The organism is Rhizocola hellebori, from assembly GCF_016862955.1.
Classification (GTDB): domain Bacteria; phylum Actinomycetota; class Actinomycetes; order Mycobacteriales; family Micromonosporaceae; genus Rhizocola; species Rhizocola hellebori.
Genome location: NZ_BONY01000065.1, coordinates 33,179 through 52,923, shown reverse-complemented (window position 1 = coordinate 52,923; position 19,745 = coordinate 33,179). Strand labels below are relative to the sequence as shown.

Annotated in this window: 22 protein-coding genes and 1 tRNA gene; 14 read left to right on the top strand and 9 right to left on the bottom strand. The window is 66.9% G+C overall.

What is annotated here, in order from left to right; all coding sequences use genetic code 11:
• The 5 genes from Rhe02_RS36670 to Rhe02_RS36650 form a co-directional block, all read left to right on the top strand.
• Positions 1–923 (top strand): permease prefix domain 1-containing protein (locus Rhe02_RS36670; RefSeq protein ID WP_203913056.1); only part of this gene is annotated, 923 nt, incomplete at its 5' end.
• Between the two features lie 78 nt (positions 924–1,001).
• Positions 1,002–1,511: a mycothiol transferase gene (locus Rhe02_RS36665; RefSeq protein WP_203913055.1), complete on the top strand. Its 510-nt coding sequence runs from the start codon at positions 1,002–1,004 to the stop codon at positions 1,509–1,511.
• 27 nt (positions 1,512–1,538) lie between these two features.
• Positions 1,539–2,708 carry a winged helix DNA-binding domain-containing protein gene (locus Rhe02_RS36660; RefSeq protein WP_203913054.1) on the top strand — a complete coding sequence of 390 codons (1,170 nt, stop codon included), beginning with the start codon at positions 1,539–1,541 and terminating at the stop codon, positions 2,706–2,708.
• Between the two features lie 41 nt (positions 2,709–2,749).
• Positions 2,750–3,142, top strand: a complete 393-nt coding sequence (locus Rhe02_RS36655; RefSeq protein WP_203913053.1) for a hypothetical protein — start codon at positions 2,750–2,752, stop codon at positions 3,140–3,142.
• A 1-nt stretch (position 3,143) separates the two neighbouring features.
• Positions 3,144–5,540 carry a DUF4132 domain-containing protein gene (locus Rhe02_RS36650; protein ID WP_203913052.1) on the top strand — a complete coding sequence of 799 codons (2,397 nt, stop codon included), beginning with the start codon at positions 3,144–3,146 and terminating at the stop codon, positions 5,538–5,540.
• Between the two features lie 39 nt (positions 5,541–5,579).
• On the opposite strand, the gene Rhe02_RS36645 is transcribed toward Rhe02_RS36650, so the two are convergent.
• The 3 genes from Rhe02_RS36645 to Rhe02_RS36635 all read right to left on the bottom strand — a co-directional run bounded on the left by Rhe02_RS36645 (position 5,580) and on the right by Rhe02_RS36635 (position 7,006).
• Positions 5,580–5,993: a DUF2690 domain-containing protein gene (locus tag Rhe02_RS36645; protein ID WP_203913051.1), complete on the bottom strand. Its 414-nt coding sequence runs from the start codon at positions 5,991–5,993 to the stop codon at positions 5,580–5,582.
• Positions 5,994–6,107: 114 nt separating this feature from the next.
• Positions 6,108–6,539: a hypothetical protein gene (locus Rhe02_RS36640; RefSeq protein ID WP_203913050.1), complete on the bottom strand. Its 432-nt coding sequence runs from the start codon at positions 6,537–6,539 to the stop codon at positions 6,108–6,110.
• A 59-nt stretch (positions 6,540–6,598) separates the two neighbouring features.
• Positions 6,599–7,006, bottom strand: coding sequence for a DUF2000 domain-containing protein (locus Rhe02_RS36635; RefSeq protein ID WP_239124282.1), 408 nt, complete (start codon positions 7,004–7,006; stop codon positions 6,599–6,601).
• 48 nt (positions 7,007–7,054) lie between these two features.
• Between Rhe02_RS36635 and Rhe02_RS36630 the strand changes: the two genes are divergently transcribed.
• The 4 genes from Rhe02_RS36630 (at position 7,055) to Rhe02_RS36615 (ending at position 9,782) form a co-directional block, all read left to right on the top strand.
• Positions 7,055–7,876, top strand: coding sequence for a helix-turn-helix transcriptional regulator (locus Rhe02_RS36630; RefSeq protein ID WP_239124281.1), 822 nt, complete (start codon positions 7,055–7,057; stop codon positions 7,874–7,876).
• Between the two features lie 126 nt (positions 7,877–8,002).
• A complete protein-coding gene (locus Rhe02_RS36625; protein WP_239124280.1) occupies positions 8,003–8,296 on the top strand; it encodes a type II toxin-antitoxin system RelE/ParE family toxin in 294 nt (97 codons plus the stop codon).
• Positions 8,289–8,609: a helix-turn-helix domain-containing protein gene (locus Rhe02_RS36620; protein ID WP_203913047.1), complete on the top strand. Its 321-nt coding sequence runs from the start codon at positions 8,289–8,291 to the stop codon at positions 8,607–8,609. Before Rhe02_RS36625 ends, Rhe02_RS36620 begins: the two co-directional genes overlap by 8 nt.
• Before the next feature lie 93 nt (positions 8,610–8,702).
• Entirely contained in the window at positions 8,703–9,782 is a 1,080-nt protein-coding gene (locus Rhe02_RS36615; RefSeq protein ID WP_203913046.1) for a hypothetical protein, read from the top strand.
• A 98-nt stretch (positions 9,783–9,880) separates the two neighbouring features.
• Here Rhe02_RS36615 and Rhe02_RS36610 read toward each other — a convergent pair.
• Positions 9,881–9,957: transfer RNA gene (locus Rhe02_RS36610), tRNA-Arg, on the bottom strand.
• Between the two features lie 81 nt (positions 9,958–10,038).
• Positions 10,039–10,983 (bottom strand): alpha/beta hydrolase, encoded by a 945-nt coding sequence (locus Rhe02_RS36605; protein WP_239124279.1) that lies wholly within the window; start codon positions 10,981–10,983, stop codon positions 10,039–10,041.
• Positions 10,984–11,154: 171 nt separating this feature from the next.
• On the opposite strand from Rhe02_RS36605, the gene ssb reads away from it, so the two are divergent.
• From ssb to Rhe02_RS36585, 4 genes are all read left to right on the top strand, one after another.
• The gene (ssb, locus tag Rhe02_RS36600) at positions 11,155–11,688 is read left to right on the top strand and encodes a single-stranded DNA-binding protein (protein WP_203913045.1); all 534 of its coding nucleotides are present in this window, start codon (positions 11,155–11,157) and stop codon (positions 11,686–11,688) included.
• 65 nt (positions 11,689–11,753) lie between these two features.
• Positions 11,754–13,283, top strand: coding sequence for a cobyric acid synthase (locus Rhe02_RS36595; RefSeq protein ID WP_203913044.1), 1,530 nt, complete (start codon positions 11,754–11,756; stop codon positions 13,281–13,283).
• Between the two features lie 82 nt (positions 13,284–13,365).
• A complete protein-coding gene (locus tag Rhe02_RS36590; protein ID WP_203913043.1) occupies positions 13,366–13,878 on the top strand; it encodes a uridine kinase family protein in 513 nt (170 codons plus the stop codon).
• Positions 13,875–15,239, top strand: a complete 1,365-nt coding sequence (locus tag Rhe02_RS36585; protein WP_203913042.1) for a dipeptidase — start codon at positions 13,875–13,877, stop codon at positions 15,237–15,239. Before Rhe02_RS36590 ends, Rhe02_RS36585 begins: the two co-directional genes overlap by 4 nt.
• Here Rhe02_RS36585 and Rhe02_RS36580 read toward each other — a convergent pair.
• Positions 15,183–15,962 (bottom strand): SURF1 family cytochrome oxidase biogenesis protein, encoded by a 780-nt coding sequence (locus Rhe02_RS36580; RefSeq protein WP_203913041.1) that lies wholly within the window; start codon positions 15,960–15,962, stop codon positions 15,183–15,185. The two genes, Rhe02_RS36585 and Rhe02_RS36580, sit on opposite strands and share 57 nt — an antisense overlap.
• Positions 15,963–16,089: 127 nt before the next feature.
• Between Rhe02_RS36580 and Rhe02_RS36575 the strand changes: the two genes are divergently transcribed.
• Positions 16,090–16,659, top strand: a complete 570-nt coding sequence (locus tag Rhe02_RS36575) for a GNAT family N-acetyltransferase (RefSeq protein WP_203913040.1) — start codon at positions 16,090–16,092, stop codon at positions 16,657–16,659.
• On the opposite strand, the gene Rhe02_RS36570 is transcribed toward Rhe02_RS36575, so the two are convergent.
• From Rhe02_RS36570 to Rhe02_RS36560, 3 genes are read right to left on the bottom strand one after another with little or no spacing between them, the layout of a single operon-like run.
• Complete coding sequence (locus Rhe02_RS36570; protein WP_203913039.1) at positions 16,656–16,937, bottom strand: transcriptional regulator; 282 nt, start codon at positions 16,935–16,937, stop codon at positions 16,656–16,658. The genes Rhe02_RS36575 and Rhe02_RS36570 overlap by 4 nt on opposite strands.
• Entirely contained in the window at positions 16,934–17,377 is a 444-nt protein-coding gene (locus tag Rhe02_RS36565) for a hypothetical protein (protein WP_203913038.1), read from the bottom strand. The genes Rhe02_RS36570 and Rhe02_RS36565 overlap by 4 nt, the downstream gene beginning before the upstream one ends.
• A gap of 47 nt (positions 17,378–17,424) precedes the next feature.
• Positions 17,425–19,632, bottom strand: coding sequence for a transglycosylase domain-containing protein (locus Rhe02_RS36560; RefSeq protein WP_239124278.1), 2,208 nt, complete (start codon positions 19,630–19,632; stop codon positions 17,425–17,427).
• Between the last annotated feature and the right edge of the window lie 113 nt (positions 19,633–19,745).

Sequence of the window (19,745 nt, the reverse complement as noted above, 5' to 3'; positions counted from 1 at the left end):
ACTACACGACCGGGAAGGCGGCAGCGATGACCGACAACAACTTGGCGATCCATCGCCTCCTCGACGAGGCGTTCGCTGACGTCGAGATGACCTCGGAGGCGCGCGATCTGAAAGAGGAGATGCGCTCCAATCTGGTGGCCCGGATGGCCGAGCTGGAGCGTTCCGGGGTGAGCAGCGATGCGTCCGCGCAGCGGGCAATGGCCGAGCTGGGCGACATCCGATCCATAGTCGCCGAGGCCGGGGCCACCTCGGCGGCGCCGTGGATCGACAAGCGGGTGCGCCCTCGACCGGCGTTCGTCGTGCGCACGCTGATCCTGTCGCTCGTGGCGGCGGCCGCGCTCGCGGTCGTGGTGTGGTCGGTGCTCGACCCTGACGCGATGCAAGACTGGCAGGCCGCCGCCATCGCGGTGCTGGCCCTGGTCGGCGGGATCATCGTGGTCGATGCGCTATGTCAGGAGACCACCACCAACTATCCGCTGCCGCTCGGTCGCGCGCTGCGCTACGGCGCGGCCGCGGTGCTGGGATTGGCCGGGGCAGGGTGCGTGGCCGCCGCCAGCCCCGACTGGCCGGTGGGGCTGCTGGTGACCGGGGGCGTGCTGCTGAGCCTGTCCGTGGTCGCATTCACCTACCTGGGCGTGACCCAGACCAACCGGCACAAGCCCTGGGTGTTGCGGATGCAACGCGAGCACCAGGACATGGGCGAGGCGTTCGCCAACGATCCGGCGGCGGCCGCCCGGTTCGGCCTCTACACCGCGGGCATTTGGCTCGCGGCGCTCGCGGGATTTGTCGTGCTGACGTTCACGGTCGGCTGGGCCTGGTCCTGGCTCGCCCTGCTCGGCGGCATGCTGCTCATGCTGATCACCATGGCGCGCACCATGTTCCGCTCACGAGTGTCCGATCCGCACAAACCGGCACGGCACTGAGTCTGTGGCCGGGTGCTTCGGCACCCGGCCTACGGCGTTGCGCCGCGCTATCGGCTGGCCGCAAGGGATAGTAGAGACGTGGACGTGAGCAAGGTGCTAATCGAGGCGTTTGATCGGCTGCCGGACCTTGTCCGATCCGCGGTGCACGGGCTGACCCTGGAGCAGTTGCGCTGGGCGCCGACGGCTGACGCGAACCCGATCGGCTGGCTCGTCTGGCACCTCAGCCGAATCCAGGACCACCACATCGCCGAGCTTCTTGAGCAGGAGCAGGTGTGGGTCGGCGGCGATTGGGCCGGCCGCTTCGGGCTTGACCCCGACCCCACCAACACCGGATACGGTCACAACCCCAAGCAGGTCGCGGCGGTCCGGCCCGAGAGCGCTCAGGTGCTCATCGATTATTACGAGGCAGTTTCTCTGGGTACCCAGAAAATGTTGCGCGGTCTGAAGGCCACCGATCTCGACCGGGTGGTGGACGAGCGCTGGGATCCGCCGGTGACCCTTGGCGTGCGGCTGGTCAGCGTGCTCGAGGATGACGTTCAGCACGTCGGCCAGGCGGCCTACGTGCGCGGTCTGCTGCCGCGCAGCTGACGCTAGCGCGTCTGGTAGAACGGCCGGATGCGACGGATTTCGGTAGCGCAGCGGCGCGCCCGGCTTGGCCTGCGGCATCGGCTCGCCGCCCACGCCTCCTCCCCACTGGAGGTGGCCCAGAGCATGGTCGCGCTACACGCCACCGATCCGGCCACGGTGTTCCTGTCGATCTATGCGCGCCAGCCGGAAGTCACCGTGGCGGCCATAGAGAGCGCGCTGTATGACGAGCGGTCGCTGCTGCGCCTGCACGGTATGCGCCGCACCCTGTTCGTGGCCCCGGTCGAGTTGGCTTCCGCGATTGCCCACTCATGCGTGAAAACCTTTGTGGCGCAAAGCCGGCGGACCTACGTTCAATTGCTCGCCGAGGCCGGCGTGGGAGATGAGGCCTGGCTGGCCGAGCTGCAGGCCGCCGCGGAAGCCGCCCTTGCCAAGCGGGGCAAGGCGACCGCCGCTCAGATCTCCACCGAAGAACCGCGGCTGCTGACACGGATACGGCTGGCGGCAGGCAAATCGTATGAGTCAACAACAACTATCACCGCTTGGGTCCTGTTCCTGCTCGCGGCGGAGGGCCGAATAGCGCGGGGCCGCCCGTCCGGCTCGTGGACCAGCTCGCAATGGACGTGGTCACCGATGGACGCGTGGCTGCCCGGCGGGCTGCCCGAGCTTTCCCCCGCGCAGGCCCGCGCCGAGTTGGCCAAAGCCTGGCTGGGCGCTTTCGGCCCGGCCACCATGGCCGATCTGAAGTGGTGGACCGGATGGACGGCCGCCCATACCCGCGAGGCGCTGACCGCGTCCGGTGCGATCGAGGTCGATCTCGACGGCGTGACCGGTCTGGTGCTGGCCGAAGACGTCGACCCGGTCGGCGAGCAGCCGCCCTGGGTGGCGTTGCTGCCCGCGCTCGACCCGACGCCGATGGGGTGGGCGCAGCGGCACTGGTATCTGGGCGAGCATGCAGCCGCGGTCTTCGACAACACGGGCAACGCCGGGCCGACCGTGTGGTGCGACGGCCGGGTGGTCGGCGGGTGGGCGCAGCTGCCCACCGGTGAGGTGGCCTACCGCCTGCTGGAGGACGTCGGCGCCGAGGCCGTCGCTGCCCTGGACGGCGCTGCCGACCGGCTCCAGCGCTGGCTGGCCGGCGTGCGGCTGAGTCCCCGCGCCCGAAGAAGGTCGTTGCTGGAGAAGCAGCTGCTCAGCTGACGGGGCAGCGAAATGTCGGTGGCGGATGCCACGATGCACGCGTGCCGAGCGTTGTGTTGCGAGATGAGACGCCGACCGGGCGTGAGATAGCCAGCTGGGAGCTGCCCGGCCTGCCGGAGCGCATCAGTGCCCGGGAGCTGGTGCGGCTGCGGGTGCGCGAGGAGGTGGCGCGGTTCAACGCCGCCGACACGGAGGTGTTTCGCGGCCTGGTGCAACCCACCGACACCGAGGTCACCGTCAACGGCTATCGCCTGCGCACCCGCCGCCGCCTGGATTGGGAGCAGCAGGCCGACGCCGCCTGCCGCGCGTTCGACCGCAACGGCTTCGTCATGCTGGTCGGCGACCGGCAGATCGACGATCTCGATGACATGATCGAGCTGCACGACAATCCGTGCGTCTCCTTCATCAAGCTCGTCGCGCTGGTGGGAGGCTAACGTGCGGCCAAACCACTGGGCTGAGCTGATTCCTGAGCTGACCGCGGAGGAGACCGCGCGGGTCGAATATGGGCTGGCCGCCGCGCTGGCTCGCATCGAGCCCGAGCTGCAACCGACGCATTCTTGGCAGCAAGATCTTGACCTGGCCGATTGGAAGGCCGTGCGGTCCTGGAAGATCGAGGATCTTCGCCGGGCGACCTTGGCGCTGCACGCCTGGTCCGGCTGCCAGGGGTCGGCCAGGTTGCTGCGCAAGCTTGGGGCGCTGCCGCTGTCGTGGACTCGCGACGACCTGGTGTGGGCGCTGCGCAAGGCTTCCGAGGCTCCCGCCGAGACACAGGCGATGGCCCACCTGGAGATCCCCGCGGCGATCGCTGCCCGGCTGGACAGGGAGTTGCTCACCGGTCTAGGTCCGGTGTTGCAGGCACTCGTGGATTATGTGCACGAGGACTATTTCGTCTCCGCCGACAGCAGGCGCTGGGTGTCGGGCATGGTCGGGCAGGCGCTCGACATGCTGAACGGATCTCGGGTGCCGGGCTCGGTGCTGCACACCGGCGACACCTTCGGCCCGCGCGTGCGCGACGAGCTAGCCGACATGCTGACCGGCAGCGGTGTCGGCGGTCTGCTGCTGCACTGCGCCACACTGGACAAGCCCTCCCCGACGGCCAAGTGGCTCAAGACCACCGGCCAGCTGGTCGCGGCCGCACCCACCGGCCGAGCCGTCGCCGTGGCGATCCTTGAGCTGTTCGCGGGCCACCACCATTCCCTGCACGACGACACCGATCGGCTGCTGCGCGGTCTCATGTGGACGGTGGCCGGGGAGACTGACGATCGCACCACCGAGCTGCTCGCCGCCGTGCTGCGGGCCGCGGGCAGCGCCCCGGAGCGGGCCAAAGGCTATCCGCACGCGCCCCGCACGGCGATCGCGACGGTGACCGCGCTGAGCGCCCGCCCCGGCGAGCTGCCGATCGCGACGTTTGCCCGGATGACCCTGGCGGTGAAGAACAAGGCGCTGCTGTCCCGGCTGCATGAGGCGCTGGCGCAGGCGGGCGCGTTGCGGGGATGGAGCCTGGGCGAGGCGATGGAGCTGGTGGTCAACGACCACGGGCTTGACCCGGAGGGAAGTCTGCGCACCACCATCGGCGCCTACCAGGCCGAAGTGACCGTCTCGGCCGACCGGGCACGGCTGACGTTCGAGCGTGACGGCAAGCCACTCAAGAGCGCACCCGCGGCCATCAAGGACGACACAGCCGCCTTGCGGGCGCTGGTCAAGGAGATCGACAAGACGCTGGCCCAAGAGCGGCAACGGGTCGAGTCGGTGCTGTCGGAAGAACGGCAATGGTCCTATCAAGACTGGGTCACCCGCTATCTCGAGCATCCGATCACCGCCCGGCTCGGCCGCGAGCTGCTCTGGGTCTCCTTGTCCGACAACACCACCGGCCTTCCGGTGCGCCACGGCGACGGCTGGGCGCTCGCGCCGCTCGAAGGTCCGCCAGTGGTGGTCGAGCGGGTGCGGCTGTGGCATCCCGCCCTGGCCCACATGGATGAGGTACGGGCCTGGCGAGACCATGTGGTCGATCACGAGCTGCGCCAGCCGATCAAACAGATATTTCGGGAGATCTATCTGTTGACGCCCGCCGAGGAGCAGACCCGGGTCTACTCCAACCGGTTCGCCGGTCACATTCTGCGCTACCGGCAGGCCAACGCGCTGATGCGGGTGCGTGGCTGGCAATCGGGCTATCTGGGCACCTGGGACGGCGGCTTTAACGGCGAGGCGCGCAAGGAGTTCGGTGGCGGCCAATGGCGCGCGTCGTTCTACCACGACCTGGTGGAAAACGCCGACCAAAGCGATTACGAGGCACGCTACTGCTCCACCGATCAGGTGCGCTTCGAGCGCCGCGACGGCGCGGTGTGGGCCCCCTCAACGGTCGGCAACGTGCCGCCATTGATCTTCACCGAAGCGATGCGCGACGTCGACCTGTTCGTGGGGGTCACCTCGATCGCTGGCGATCCACAATGGACAGACCGCGGCGAGAATCGCTTCCACGATTATTGGCATCAAGCCGGGTTCGGCGATCTGCTGCCCTCGGCCGAGGTGCGCCGCGACGCCCTGGCCCGGCTGCTTCCCCGCACCAAGATCGCTGACCGGGTGAGCATGACCGCCAAGTTCGTGGTGGTGCGCGGAAGCTTGCGCACCTACAAGATTCATCTCGGCTCGGGCAACATCCTCATGGAGCCCAACGACGCCTATCTGTGCATCGTCGCCGCCCGAGACAAGGGCAGCAAGGTGCATCTGCCGTTCGCCGAGGACCCAATGCTGTCACTGATTTTGTCCAAAGCGTTCCTGCTGGCCGACGATCAAAAGATCACCGACACGACCATCCTGCAACAGCTCCGCTGACACGGCATCGACGGCTCCGCCGCGGCGGGTGGTAATCCGTCAGTACCAGTCTGTGCACCTAAAGTCAGGCGAAGTAGCGCCTCCGCACGCGTGCGCTTGCAACGGGTCGATGTCATTGACCATGAGAGTGAACGCGTCTTTGCCGAACCGAACGGTTGCGGTGTAAGAGCGACCGTCGGTGCTGTCCACGACGACGACATCGTTGGTATAGGCGTTGAGGATCCGGCCCCATGCCGCCCTGCAGCTGGGGCTGTACCGCAGCTCGACCAGCACGCCGTAGGGGGTGGTCACCGACTTCGCCGTGCGAGCGTCGGCACTGCACAGCCCCTGCGGGTTGCGGCCGTTGCAGCTGGATCCGTAGCAGCCGCCCGCGTTCGCCGGCCCGGCCGTGAAAGCCGCGGATCCCAGAACCGTCGTCGTGATCAGGAATAGGCGAAAGGCTGTTCTTCGCAACGAAACCACAAGATCCCCCAATCGTCGGTAATAGACAGTATGCCACTGTCCACAATGGATTGAGTTCAGGGGTGTTCGGACGCTCAGGCCGAGGCCTGAGCGTCCGATTTGGAGTCAGCAGGGAACGCTTCCGCAGAACTGCCGGATGACAGCGGTCGCCGTCTGGCTCCCGGTCTGCCCGCCCTGGCTGTAGGTGACGGTCGCGCGCACAATGGTGTCGCTGTTGGCCACCGCGAGGCCGCAACCGTCGGAGGTCGACGTGCATCCGGCGACTATGAAGAGGACCGGCCCTCCGGTCCAGCTCCAGGAGAAGGTGTAGCCGGGGCCGGACAGGTTCTGGAGCCAGAAACCGGCGTTGTAGGTTGCGGCCCCCTTCTTGTTGAGGCAAGGATTCGTGAACGCGGTGGCGGGGCCGGGCGATACTCGGCAGCCGAGGACTTCCCCACCGAAAGCCTGTGCCGGCGACGCGGTCGCCGTGATGCCCGCGGTTGCCGCGAGGACGCCGATGGCGAGCTGTGCAAGGGTTCGCCTGATGCGCAGTGTCATGCCATTCCTCCCATTGACGAAATCTCTCGATCGAGAGGAATGAATGTTATCAGGGTCGATCAGCCGTGCAGATGGGCTCCTTTGAGCACCTTATCCACCACATTGCGCGGGCCGTGCAGCGCCAATCCGACCAGGTCGAGCTTTTCGCGGGCGACCGACCGCACCGCTGCTCGGTTGTCCCGATCATTCCCGGTGCTGAACAGTTCGCTCGTGAAGATTGAGATCCGCAGGCCGCGACTGAGCGCCCTGGTGTGCGCGTTGGTCAGCAGCTGCCGATCGCCCGAAAAGATCAGCACTGGCTGGCGAAACATTGGCAGGTAGACGGTGCCGTCCGCGTCGACGTACTCCTCGCCGATCAGCTCACGCTCGGTTCCGGCGATGCCGCTGACCAGAAACGCGGTCACGTTGAGCCGCTGCCAGGTGGCCAGATCGTCGCGGAGCAGGACAGCAATCTTGGTTTCGGTCACGACTCCACCCTGCCCCGCGAGGCGGGGCTCGTCTTGTACGTTCTTAGCGTGGCGGGTGTGCACATCAACGCGTGGCGGCCCGCTGTGCCCGGGATCGCCGAGGTCTTCCACGCCCACCTCGTGGACCACGCGTACCCGTCGCACACTCATGATGTGTGGACATTGCTCATCGTCGACGATGGCGCCATCCGCTTCGACCTCGACCGCCACCAACACGGCGCCCTGCCGCCCTCGGTGATCCTGCTACCGCCACACGTGCCGCATGACGGGCGATCCGCGACACACCAAGGTTTCCGCAAGCGAGTCCTTTACCTCGACACCTCAGTTCTGGGTACCGAGTTGGCAGGCGCCGCCGTCGACCAGCCAAGCCTGCCCGACCCGCAGCTACGCTTGCGAATCCACCAACTCCATCAAACACTGGCGACGCCCGGGGAGACGCTGGAGGCCGACAGCCGCCTGGCCTTCATCCTGGAGCGACTCGCCGTGCACCTGAGCAAGGCCGCCCCGCACCAACACCCACCGCCCACCCCAAACCTCGCCGAGCAACTGCGTGACCTGCTTGACGCCCGCGTCGCCGAGGGCATCAACCTGAGCGACGCCGCCTCGCTACTGCACGCGCACCCGACCCACCTGGTCCGTGCCTTCACCCGCGCCTACGGCCTGCCACCACACCTATACCTGACCGGCCGCCGAATAGACCTCGCCCGCCGCCTCCTACTAGCCGGCCAACGCCCGGCCGAGGTCGCCTCCGCAGCGGGTTTCTACGACCAATCCCACCTGACCCGCCACTTCAAACGCCACCTCGGCATCAGCCCCGCCCGCTACCACCGGCTCCCAGCACAACACTCGCTGCTCAACCTCGGAGGCTAGTTTAGGATATTCTTAACTTCGTGCCAGCTGGGGAGGATCGGGCGTGGAGTGGGAAATTCTGATGACCACGCAGTTTGAGGGATTCCCGATTCCCTCTACGAGGCCGACCGTGAATGCCATCGGCTGGTGAATCAGGCGATCTTGGTGCTTGAGCGCAACGGCCCGGCGGAAGGACGGCCATTGGTCGACTCCGTGACCGCGTCGAGTATTGCCAATATGAAGGAGCTTCGGCCGCCGTCAACAGGGCAGAGCGAGATAAGGATCTTGTTCGTTTTTGATCCGTGGCGATCCGCGATTTTGTTGGTCTCCGGAGATAAGTCGGGAGAATGGAACCGCTGGTACCACCGAGCAATTCCAGAAGCGGAACAGCTGTATGCGGTGTACCTGAAAGAGCGCGAACAGGAGAAGAGCGATGGGTGAGGTTAAGCGCTGGCGCGACACTGATCACCTTGAGCGCGCCATCGAAACAGCTGGCGGGCCAGAAGCATTTAGCGCTGCTGTTTCGAAGATGCTTGATGATGCTCGTGGCTGGCGGCTGGCGGAGATGCGTAAGCGGCGCGGGCTGACCCAAGAACAGGTGGCGCAGCGCATGGGCGTTTCGGTTGCTCGCGTGTCACAGATCGAGAGTGGAGATGTGTCCACTCAGGATGTCCTGAACCGCTTCGTGGTAGCACTGGGCGGGACACTAAAGCTCATCGCGGACTTCGGCGATGAGCAGCTAAAGATCGCATAGGAAAGCAGCCAAACTCTGGGCGCGCCCTCGCTCACATGATCAAGCGGCTCGATCCGGGCAGCGGGCAGCGGGCATCGCTCCTACGATGACGGGATGCGCCTGCGAACCGCTCTCGCTCAGCTCACGGTGGCCACGCTCGCGGTCGGCTCGCTCGCGGGCTGCGATGTCTTGTGGGACAACGGTCCTATCGTTCCGCCGGTCACCCCGAGCACCAGCCCCGCACACCGGCCCGCTCCGGAGGGCCTGCCGTGGGGTTGCGCCGGGCAGAGCCTGCCGGTGCCGGAGGGATTCAGCCGCGAGACATCTCTCAGCGGGATTGATCCGAGCGGCCATATGCTCGTGGGCAAGGTGAGATCCGGAGACCAGACCCGGCTCGCGATCTGGAGCGACGGCAAGATTCATGCGGTTTTCTCGATTCCTGGCGAAACGGTCTACCTCAACGACGTGACCCGTGCCGGTGCGGCCGTTGGCATGTCGCTTGATGGCTCCGCGCACAACCCGCGCGGCACGGCCTGGAAATACGATGGCCAGCTAGCCAGGCTGCCGGGCGAGGACGCCCTTGCGCTCGCGATCAACGAGGCAGGCGTGATCGCCGGCAGCGTACAGGACAGGCCCGCTGTCTGGCGCCCGGGAAAGACCACTCCGGACTATCTGCCGCTGCCAGCCGGGGAAAGGTACGGCTGGGCCACCGGGATAACCGAGGCCGGAGTCGTGGTTGGACAGATCGGCGACGCACCCTACAACGGCGGAAAGCCCTTAGGAGCATTGAGGGCTTTTGCCTGGTACCCGGATGGGTCGTCGCGTGAGCTGGTTTCGCCAGAACCCGGTGCTTCCCGGGTATTCATGCAGTCGGCCGCGGGTGACTGGGCGTTCGGTATCGCTGAGGGCAACCCGGTGCTGTGGGATCTGCGCACCGGCACGGCCAGGCAGGCAGCCGCCATGCGGGGTACCAACGCCCAAGGGTGGGTGCTTTCCGGCAACCTCGTCTGGAACGTCAACGGCAAACGCGCCGTCATTCCCGGCGAGGTGGACGGCAAGCCCAGCGGCCAGATCGCCAGCGTCCTGTATGTCAGCGACGACGGACGGACTCTGGCCGGTGTAATGGGCCCGACTAGCGCCGCCGTCGATGGCCAACTGCCAGTGCTGTGGCGTTGCCGGTCCGGGACGGAATGAGAAGCGCCAGTCACGGCGGCGACGGCGCCCGCCGACTGGGCCTCACCGTTGCCGCTGGCGGCATCCCTGCACGTCATGGACGTTTTGGGAGATCAGATTGGTGCCCCCGGCACGATTCGAACGTGCGGCCGGTGGATTAGAAGTCCACTGCTCTATCCAGCTGAGCTACGGGGGCCTGCGTCACCAAGATCTTACAGAACCTGTTCACTTGTTCATCCAGCGGAGCTACGAGCGCAATGAGGTAGAGGGTACCTGCTCAGACGTAGGCGCGTAGCCACCGGTCGGCCTCGCTGAAGAAGCGCTGGCGTGCCGGTTCCCGGGACAGGGTGAGATCATGTTTGCCGCCGTCGATCCGGACAACGGTGACGTGGTGGCCCAGGGCTGGTGCCCAGCGGGAGATGTGGTCGACGTTGAGCACGGTGTCCGCGTCGTGTGCCGCGTCGTCCCAGGTGAGGGTGCGGAATGAAGCACCTGAGTGGGCGACGAGGATGGGGGCGGTGATGTCGAGGCCGGCGCGCAGGCGGCGCTGCCCGTTGCGCACCGCTGACAGCCAGCCCAGCCGGATGGGAAACGAGAGCAGCGGCTTCCAGGCCAGCTCGTAGCCCCATTCGCCGTGGAAGTCGCGGTGCAGGCTGCGCCCGTAGATGCCGACCTTCTTGGCCGGGAACGGCCGGTAGGGCAGACGCCCGGCAAGGCGGCCGACAGTGGCCAGAACCGGGCGGCGCATGACCCAGGGGACGTTGAGGTCGAAGAAGGGGCTGTTGAGGATGAGCCCGTCGACGGCGCCGGTGTGGGAGCGGGCGTGCGCCCACAGGGAGCCGATGAGCCCGCCGGTGGAGTGTCCGAACAGGAGCAACGTGTCGTGGGAGTCCTCGGCGCGCACGATGCGGGCCGCCTCGTCGAGCTCGGGGAAGTATTCGGACAGGTTGCGCACGAAGTTGGCGGTCTGGTGCGGTTGCAGGCTGCGCCCATATTTACGCAGGTCAAGCGCATAAAAATCGAAACCGTGGTCGATGAAGAAGTCGGCCAGGTGGGTTTGGAAAAAGTAATCGTTATAGCCGTGAAGATAAAGAACGGCTTTATTTGTGGGTACCGATCCACGCCGCGAAACGAGGGTGGCGATCACTGGGCCCTCGTCGTCGTCGGGCAGCTCGATCACGCGCTGCTGGTATGGCTCGCCCAGAATGTCGATGGTGCCCACAGAACCTAGGTTACCTGCAGAGACCTGGTGGCCTGTATCACATTGGGCCCATGATCAGGCAGTTATCCCCAACCCCCGCACTGTCCACAGACGAGCTGAGTGGGCGTTCGCTGCGCGGTGCTCTGGTGCCGCACTCTCGGTCGTGTTCGGACTGGAGAAGGGGAGCAGGGAGTGTTCGAAACTCAGCTGACAATCATCGGAAACCTGTTGGCCGCCCCGGAATGGCGGCGCACCACCACCTCGGGGCAGCTGGCCGCCAGCTTCCGGGTGGCCTCGACATCGCGGCGCTGGGACAAGACCAACGGGGAGTGGATAGACGGCCAGAGCCTGCGGGTGCGGGTCACCTGCTGGCGGCGGCTGGCCGAAGGCGTCGTTCAGTCGCTGACCACCGGGGATCCCGTTGTGGTGGTGGGCCGGCTCTACACCCGCGACTGGATCGACGAGAACGGTGTGCGCCGGGTGCTCTACGAGATGGACGCCGTGGCGGTCGGGCATGACCTGTCCCGCGGCATCGCCAGCTTCACTCGCACCCCGTCGCAGCATCAGGGAATCAGCGTGATCGAAGACGAGGAGGAGGCGCGCCGGATCGGCGGCGAGGACAGCGAGCCTTTCCACGTGCAGCCGATCAACGCGGAGGACGCGGCGGAGGACGAGGACGACCTCGACGACCTCGCGGAGGAGAAGCGGGTGCTGGCTCCCGCGTGAGAGACCGGGCGGTCAGTGGGATGAGGCCGAGGGTCGCTGACCGCCCACCTCGTAGGCTCTATGGAATGGGTGGGATCTTGGTGGCTGGAACCACGTCGGACGCGGGTAAGAGCGTGGTCACCGCGGGGATCTGTCGCTGGCTGTGGCGGCGGGGCGTGAAGGTGGCGCCGTTCAAGGCGCAGAACATGTCCAACAATTCGGCGGTCGTGGTCGACGGCCAGGGCCGAGGCGGCGAGATCGGGCGGGCGCAGGCTCTGCAGGCGGTGGCGGCCGGGCTGGAGCCGCAGATCCGGTTCAACCCGGTCCTGCTGAAGCCGGGCAGCGATCAGACCAGCCAGGTGGTGCTGCTGGGCGAGGCGGTCGGATCGATTGACGCGGCCAACTTCCGGCAGCTGAAGGAGACGATGTCGGCTGCGGCGTTCGACGCTTTCGACGAGCTGAGACGCGAGTTTGACGTGGTCGTCTGCGAGGGTGCGGGCAGCCCAGCCGAGATCAACCTGCGTGAGAACGACTACGTGAACATGGGGCTGGCCAGGCATGCTCAGATGCCGGTGGTCGTGGTGGGCGACATCGATCGCGGTGGCGTGTTCGCCTCGCTGTTCGGCACCGTGGCGCTGCTGGAGCCGGCCGATCAGGAGCTGGTCGCCGGATTCGTGATCAATAAGTTCCGGGGGAGCCGGGAGTTGCTGGAGCCAGGCCTGCAGATGCTGGGAAGGCTGACCGGGCGGCCGACCTACGGCGTGCTCCCGTTCGACGTCGACCTGTGGCTCGACGCGGAAGATGCGCTCGCCTATGGGCGGGTGCTTGGTCGGCCGGCGGCGCCGATAGGCGAGGAGTGGCTACGGGTGGCCGTGGTCCGGCTGCCGCACATCTCCAACGCGACCGACGCCGAAGCCCTGGCGAGCGAGCCCGGGGTCGCTGTGCGGCTGACGGTCGAGCCGGGCGAGTTGGCGGAGGCCGATCTGGTGGTGTTGCCCGGGACAAAGTCCACAGTGGACGATCTGGAATGGCTGCGCCGCAACGGGTTGGCCGACGCGATCGTGGAGCATGCGAAGCGCGGCAAGCCGGTGTTGGGCATCTGCGGCGGGTTCCAGATGCTTTCCCGCCGGATCCACGACGAGATTGAAAGCGGCAAAGGCGAAGTCGACGGCATGGGCCTGCTGCCGGTCGAGGTCAGCTTCCAGCGAAACAAGACGCTCACGCGGCCGCAAGGGTCGGCGCTGGGCGCGCCCGTGCACGGCTACGAAATCCATCACGGCCAGGTGGTCTGGCGCGACAGTGACGTGCCCGGGCTGATCCGGCTCCCCGACGGCACGCAAGAAGGCGCGGTCGTCGGCGGAGTGTTCGGCACCCACTGGCACGGCGCCTTCGAGTCCGACGAGTTCCGGCGCAGGTTTCTCACGCTAGCGGCGGGCATCAGCGGCCGGCACGGGTTCAAGGTCGCTGCCGCGACCAACTTCGCAGCGCTCCGCACCGCCACCGTCGACCGCCTCGGCGACCTCATCGAGGAACACGTGGACACCGAAGCTCTATGGCGTGTCATAGAGCAAGGCCCCCCACCCGGCCTCCCCTTCATCCCCCCAGGTGCCCCATGACCCCCCACCCGCCCACAGCCACGCGGCGTGGGGCATTGGAAGCGGGCGTGCGGTGAGGCTGGGGGCGATCGGGGAGCTCATCATGGCCGAGAAACCCAAGCTCGGCCGGACCAGGCTGGTGCTCATCGACGGGCCGAGCGGGGCGGGGAAGACCACACTGGCCTATGCGCTGGCGGGCACCATCCCTGCCGAGATCGTGCACACCGACGATCTGCTCGATGGGTGGGCGGGGCAGTTCACCTACTGGGCGCGGCTGGAAAGCCAGATACTGCAGCCGATCGCCAGCGGCGAGGCGGGCTATTACCAGGCCTACAACTGGGTCGAGGCGCGGTTCGACGAAGAATGGATCAAGGTGCCGGTGCCGGAGGTGCTCATCGTCGAGGGGGTGGGCGCGGGCCGGGAGCAGGGACGCGACCGAGCCAGCTTGGTGATCTTCGTGAGCGAGCCGCTGGCCGTGCGCGAAGCCAGGTCGCTCGCGCGGGACGGAATCGAGATGCAGGAACACTTGCGCAGCTGGCGCAGGCGTGAGGAGCTGCATTTTGGGGCGGACGCCACAGCCTGGTGCGCCGGGCTAGTCATAGGATCGGGGACATGACGACCCTCAGTGTTGACGAGTTGCGTGCTGCGATCGAGCGCGAGCTGCCCGGTGTGAGAGCCGATCTGGAGCGGCTGGTGCGCATCCCCGGCATTGCTTTCGACGGTTTCGACTTCACGCCGTTGGAGCGGTCCGCGGAGGCGGTCGCTGAGCTGTTGCGCAACGAAGGCTTGGAAGTTCAGATAAGCAGGGTCGGCGAAGGCCACCCCGCGGTCATCGGCCGCAAGGCCGCCCCGGCGGGGGCGCCGACGGTGCTGCTTTACGCGCACCACGATGTGCAGCCGACCGGTGATCTGAGCCAGTGGGAGTCGGAGCCGTTCGAGCCGACCGAGCGTGACGGCCGTCTGTATGGGCGCGGTGTGGCCGACGACAAGGCGGGCGTGATGGCCCACGTTGCGGCGCTGCGCGCGTTCGGGGAGAACCTGCCGGTGGGAGTGGTGCTGTTCATCGAGGGCGAAGAGGAGTTCGGCTCTGCGTCGCTGGAGGCGCTGCTGAGCAAACACCGCGACGAGCTTGCCTCCGACGTGATTGTCATCGCCGACTCGGGAAACTGGGACATCGGCCAGCCCTCGCTCACCACGTCGCTGCGGGGCATCGTCAACAGCTTTGTCACCGTGGAGGTTCTGCACTCGGCTGTCCACAGTGGAATGTACGGCGGCGCGGTCCCGGACGCGCTCATGGTGCTAAGCCGTCTGCTCACCTCGCTGCACGACGATAAGGGCGATGTGGCCGTTGAGGGTCTGGTGGCCAAGGAAGCGTCACCGCTGGACTACCCGGAGGACAGGTTCCGGGCGGAGGCGGGGCTGATCGAGGGTGTGCAGCTGATCGGCACCGGCCGGCTCGTGGACAGGATCTGGACCAAACCCACGATCTCCATCCTCGCCGTCGACGCGCCGAAGACCAACGAGGCGCCGAACGCGATCGTGCCGAAGGCGAAGGCGAAGCTGAGCATGCGGCTGGCGCCCGGCGACGACCCGAAGTCGGCCTACGAGGCGCTCAAGGCCCACCTGGCGAGAAACGTGCCCTGGGGAGCGAAGATCAGCTTCGAGTTCGAGCACGACGGCAACCCCTGCGTGATCGATGCCACGGGCAAGTACTTCGATGCGGCTCGGGCGGCGTTCAAGCAGGCCTGGGACGGCACCGATGCGGTCGAGATCGGTGTGGGCGGGTCGATCCCGTTCATCTCCACCTTCCAGGACATGTTCCCGCAGGCGTCGATCCTGGTGACGGGCGTGGAAGATCCGAACGCCAAAGCGCATGGCCCCAACGAAAGCCTGCACCTGGGCGAGTTCGCCCGGGTCTGCCTAGCGGAGGCTCTGCTCCTGCGAAATGTCGCGGTCGCCGGAGAGACGGTCGCCTGACATAGGTTCACGCGGGGAAGGGCTGCCAGAGCCCGACGACGTGAGGTTGGCCCGCTGTTCGCGGCGGGCCAACCAGATCAGCGCGCCGAAAATGCCGGCCGCGAAGATCCACCATTGGAAGGCGTAGCCGAGATTGAGCCAGTCGTTCTCGCGTCCCGCCGGAATCGGTGTCAACTCGGTCGACTCGTCGTCGGCCATGACGTAGCGCCCGGCCAGCTGGTAGGGGACCTTGCCGGCGATCTCGGCCACGCCGATGCGCCGGGCCTGCCAGCGGCCGTCGCGCAGCTCGAGGCGGGCGCCCTGCTCGGTGGCGCGCACGCGGCCGGCAACGGTCACCGTGCCCGACGGCGGCGCGGGCACCTCAGGCAGCGTGGTCGGGCCGCTGGGGTGGAAGGGCACCCAGCCGCGGTCGACCATCACCGCTGACCCGTCGGCCAGCCGCAACGGGGTGACCACCTCGTAGCCGACCTTGCCGCCGACGGTGCGGTTGCGCACGAGAACTTCCAGCTCAGGGTCGTACTGCCCGGTGAGGGTGACCCGGGTCCACTCCGGAAGGGACGGCTTGAACTCCACCGCGGCGGCGGTGGAGGCGATGCGCGCGTTGATCTCGTGGCGCAGCTCGTAACGGCTCCATTGCCAGCGGCCCAGCATGACCATGACGGTGGAAGCGGCGATGGTCAAAGCGACCCAGCCCAGCCAGCGTGGAGTGAAAAGCAAACGCACGCGGCCAGTGTACGGATGTCCGCCGCCGGTGATTTGTCTCACTTTGCAACCCCAAACGTTGCTTCAGGCGGCCATCGGATTAGCAGGGTAGGTTAAGCCAGGTTGCCCCTCGTCACTTGGGAGAAGCATGTCCGGCTACGTTACGGTTCGCCGCTTTCCGACGTTGACCGTCCAGACACCGAGGCTGGATGTCCGTCCGCTCACAGTGGCCGATGCCGAGCCGGTAGCGCAGATCTTCGCCGACAAACAGACCCAGCGCTGGCTTCCGTTCCCGCAGGAGGGAGGCCAGATCGAGGGCCGTTCCTGGTGCACCGAAATGGCCGCGGAGCGCCGCGACAGCGGCATGGGCGATCACTACGGCATCGTCCGGCGTGAAGACAACCGGCTGGTGGGCTGCCTGTGGACGCGGCGCACCGACTGGGCGGCCCGCGCCACCGAGATCTCCTACGCGGTGGCGTCCGACGCGCGCGGTTTCGGTCTGGCCCCCGAGGCCGTCGACGCCCTGACCCTCGCCCTGGTGCTGGAACACGGGTTCCAGCGGGTGGAGGTGCGGGTGGCCCCCGGCAACGTCGCCAGCCGCAGGGTGATGGAGAAGGCCGGTTTCACCTACGAGGGCCTGCTGCGCAACGCCGGGTTCGTCCACAGCGGACGGGTCGACCTCGAAGTCTGGTCGATGGTCGCCGCCGACCTGCGCTAGTCGACAAGCTCCTTGAGCGCGGCCACGTGTCCGGTGTAGGCCGCGCGCCCGGTCGGCGTGAACTCGATCCAGGTCTTCACGCGCCCGAGCCCGGTGGGTTTTGAGACGGCCACGTACCCGGCATCCTGTAACACTTTCAGGTGTTTGCTGACCACCGAATCGGCGACACCGAGCAGCTCGCGCAGCGCGCTGAACTCCACTGAAGACGCCGCGCTGAGAAAAGCGCAGATCCTCAGCCGATGCGGCGCATGCACCACCTCGTCAAACCGAGCTGTCATGCGCCGGCTCGGAGTTGGGCTCGGACGGCGGCGTCGAAGCGGCGGCCCAGGACGATGACGGTGGCCCAGGTGAGGGCGGCGAGGCCCCAGGTGGGCCAGGTGAGGGTGGTGGTCGTGGCGATCAGCAGCGAGGCGAGCATCGCGATCAGGATGACCGCGCCCATGGCGTAGGCCCAGCGGCTGGCGCGGCCGGCGTTGGTGCCCCAGAGCCACAGCCCGGTGATGGCGCGGTAGGTCCGGGCGAGCAGGGCGACGGCGGCCAGGAAGGCCAGCACGGTGAGCGCTCGCCAAAGCGTGGAGGCGAAGGTGTAGGCGACCAGGTAGGCGGCCACCAGCAGGCCGAGGATGGGGTGGTACCACCAAGGAGTCACCAGGCGATCGGCGACGGCGGAGCGGGCATCGGCGACAAGGGAAAGCATGCTCGATGGATCGTTTTCCATGACGGAAAGTCAATCACATTCCGTCATGGAAAGTCAACGCGTCAAGGTCAGTGGGCGGGAGCGAGGGCGGCCGAGTTCTTCGCTGGGGCCTGAGCCGGCGCCTTGCCGATGATGTTGCCTTCGGGCGCGGTGAAGTAGGCGATCGGCTGATCCTTCAAAGCTTGCCGCAGGGTACGGCTAGCCGCCTCGATCGGCTTCCAAGCGTTCCCGCCGCCGACGCCGTGGAAGGGGTTGTCCGGGTCGGCCATGAAACTGGCCACGGCCAGATCGGGAGTGAACCCGACGAACCAAGCGGCCCGGTTGTTGTCCGTTGTCCCGGTCTTGCCCGCCACCGGCCGCCCGACCAGCCCGTAGACCTGTGGCGCGGTGGACCAGCCACCGCATCCCGAAGCGGCCGCGCCGTAGCCGGTGACGCAGCGGGCCGCGTCGGCGGCGGCCCGGGCCGCGTCCGGGGAGACGGCTTGCGAGCAGCGCGGCGCGGCGATCTCGACCCCGTTGTGCATGGCGGGCTTGCCATCGGTCTCGGTGATCGAGATGACGGGCAGTGCCTCGCAGTAGCGTCCGTCAGCGGCCACGGTGGCATAGGCGTTGGCCATCTCCAGCGGGGTCGTGTCGGCGACGCCGAGGGTGAACGAGCCCCAGCCGTTCGCCTTGGCCGGTGAGGCCTGCAGCTTGTCGATGTCGGTGCGCCAGCGCAGGCCGAGCCGCTCGGCCATGCCGACCACCTTCTCGGCGCCCACCTTCTGTTCCAGCTGAACGAAGTAGGTGTTGACCGATTTTCCGAAGCCGGTCCACATCGCGTGGTTGCCGGTCATCGAGCCGCTCGCATTGCTTGGGCACCAACGGCCGCTACAGCTGGCCGGCTCGCCCCAGCCCGCGAAGTATTGCGACCGATAGGTTTGCGGTGCGTAGAACCAGGTGTTCATCGGCAGACCGGAGTCGAGCGCGGCGAGCATCGTGAACATTTTGAAGGTCGATCCCGCCTGGTACCCAGGAAGGTCGCCACCGCCGAGCAAAGGGTTGACGGTGTTCGGGTAGTTTCCGGGCTCGTCGGAGGAGCCGGTGTGCCGGCCGTTGCCGGTCTTGTCCAGGGAGTAGACCCGGTTGACCGCCATCGCCTTGACCCGTCCTGTCCCGGGCTGGATGACGACCTGCCCCAGCGCGTAGGAGCTGCCGATCTTTTCCTTGGTGGTCACCTCGTTCATGGCGATCGCCTGCACCCCTGGATCGAGCGAGCTGACTATCCTGTACCCCCCGCGGCGAAGTTTGTCGAGACGTTCCGCTGGCGTGTCTCCGAATGCGGGTTGGTCGAGCCACCAGTTCTTGAAGAAGTCACAGAAGAAGCCCCAGTCGTTGATTTCGGGCGCGACCGAGATGCAGTCGTTGGGGGGCTCGGTGACGTGCAGGGCGATCGGTTCGGCCTTGGTGGTGACGGCGGTTTCGGCGCTGACGTAACCCATTTCGGCCATGCGATCGATGACGTAGTTGCGCCGATCGGTGGCGGCGGTCTGGTCGACTCCGGCCGGGTCGAAGGCGGACGGCGCCTTGACGAGCCCGGCAAGCGTGGCCGCTTCGGCGACGGTCAGGTCGGCGGGCAGTTTGGAGAAGAAGATCTGGGCGGCGGCGAAGATCCCGTAGGCGCGGTGCCCGAAGTAGGCGACGTTGAGGTAGCGCTCCAGGATCTCGGTCTTGGTCAGTTCCTGCTCGATGCGCACGGCGAGGCGCATCTCGCGCAGCTTGCGGGCGGTGGTCTGCTCGGTGGCGGCCATGACCTCGCGCGGCGTCTGCGATCCGTCGCGCAGCGCCATCCGGACATATTGCATCGTCAATGTCGACGCGCCCTGGGAGACGGTGCCCGCGGTCTGGTTGGCGACGAAGGCGCGGGCGATGCCTTTGGCGTCAACGCCGCGGTGCTCGTAGAAGCGTCCGTCCTCGCTGGCGACGATGGCGCGCTGGATGTTCTCCGACATGGCGCTGATCGGCGTGAACTTGCGGTATTCGTCGTAGAACATCGTCAGCGGCGTCTTGCCGTCGGCGGCGTAGACGTAGGTCGTCTGGGCGGGCGGCATCACGTTGAGGGCGCTGGGCAGGGACTGGTAGAGGTCCGAACCCGCTTTCATGCCCAGTCCACCGACTGCGACCAGCGGATACGCGACGGCGGCGAAGATGAGTCCGGCGGTGAGACCGGCGCGAACGATTGGCCCGAAACGGCCGGGGATGGAGAGGAAGCCGTTGAGGCGGCTGAGCAGGCTCACATCACACAAGGTAGGACAAAAGGTATAGATGTTATGAACGACTCGCTGCCGCGCCCCCTGAGTCGGCAAGCTGACACGCGGCGTGATGAAGTTAGCGGGTGACCAGTGAGCTG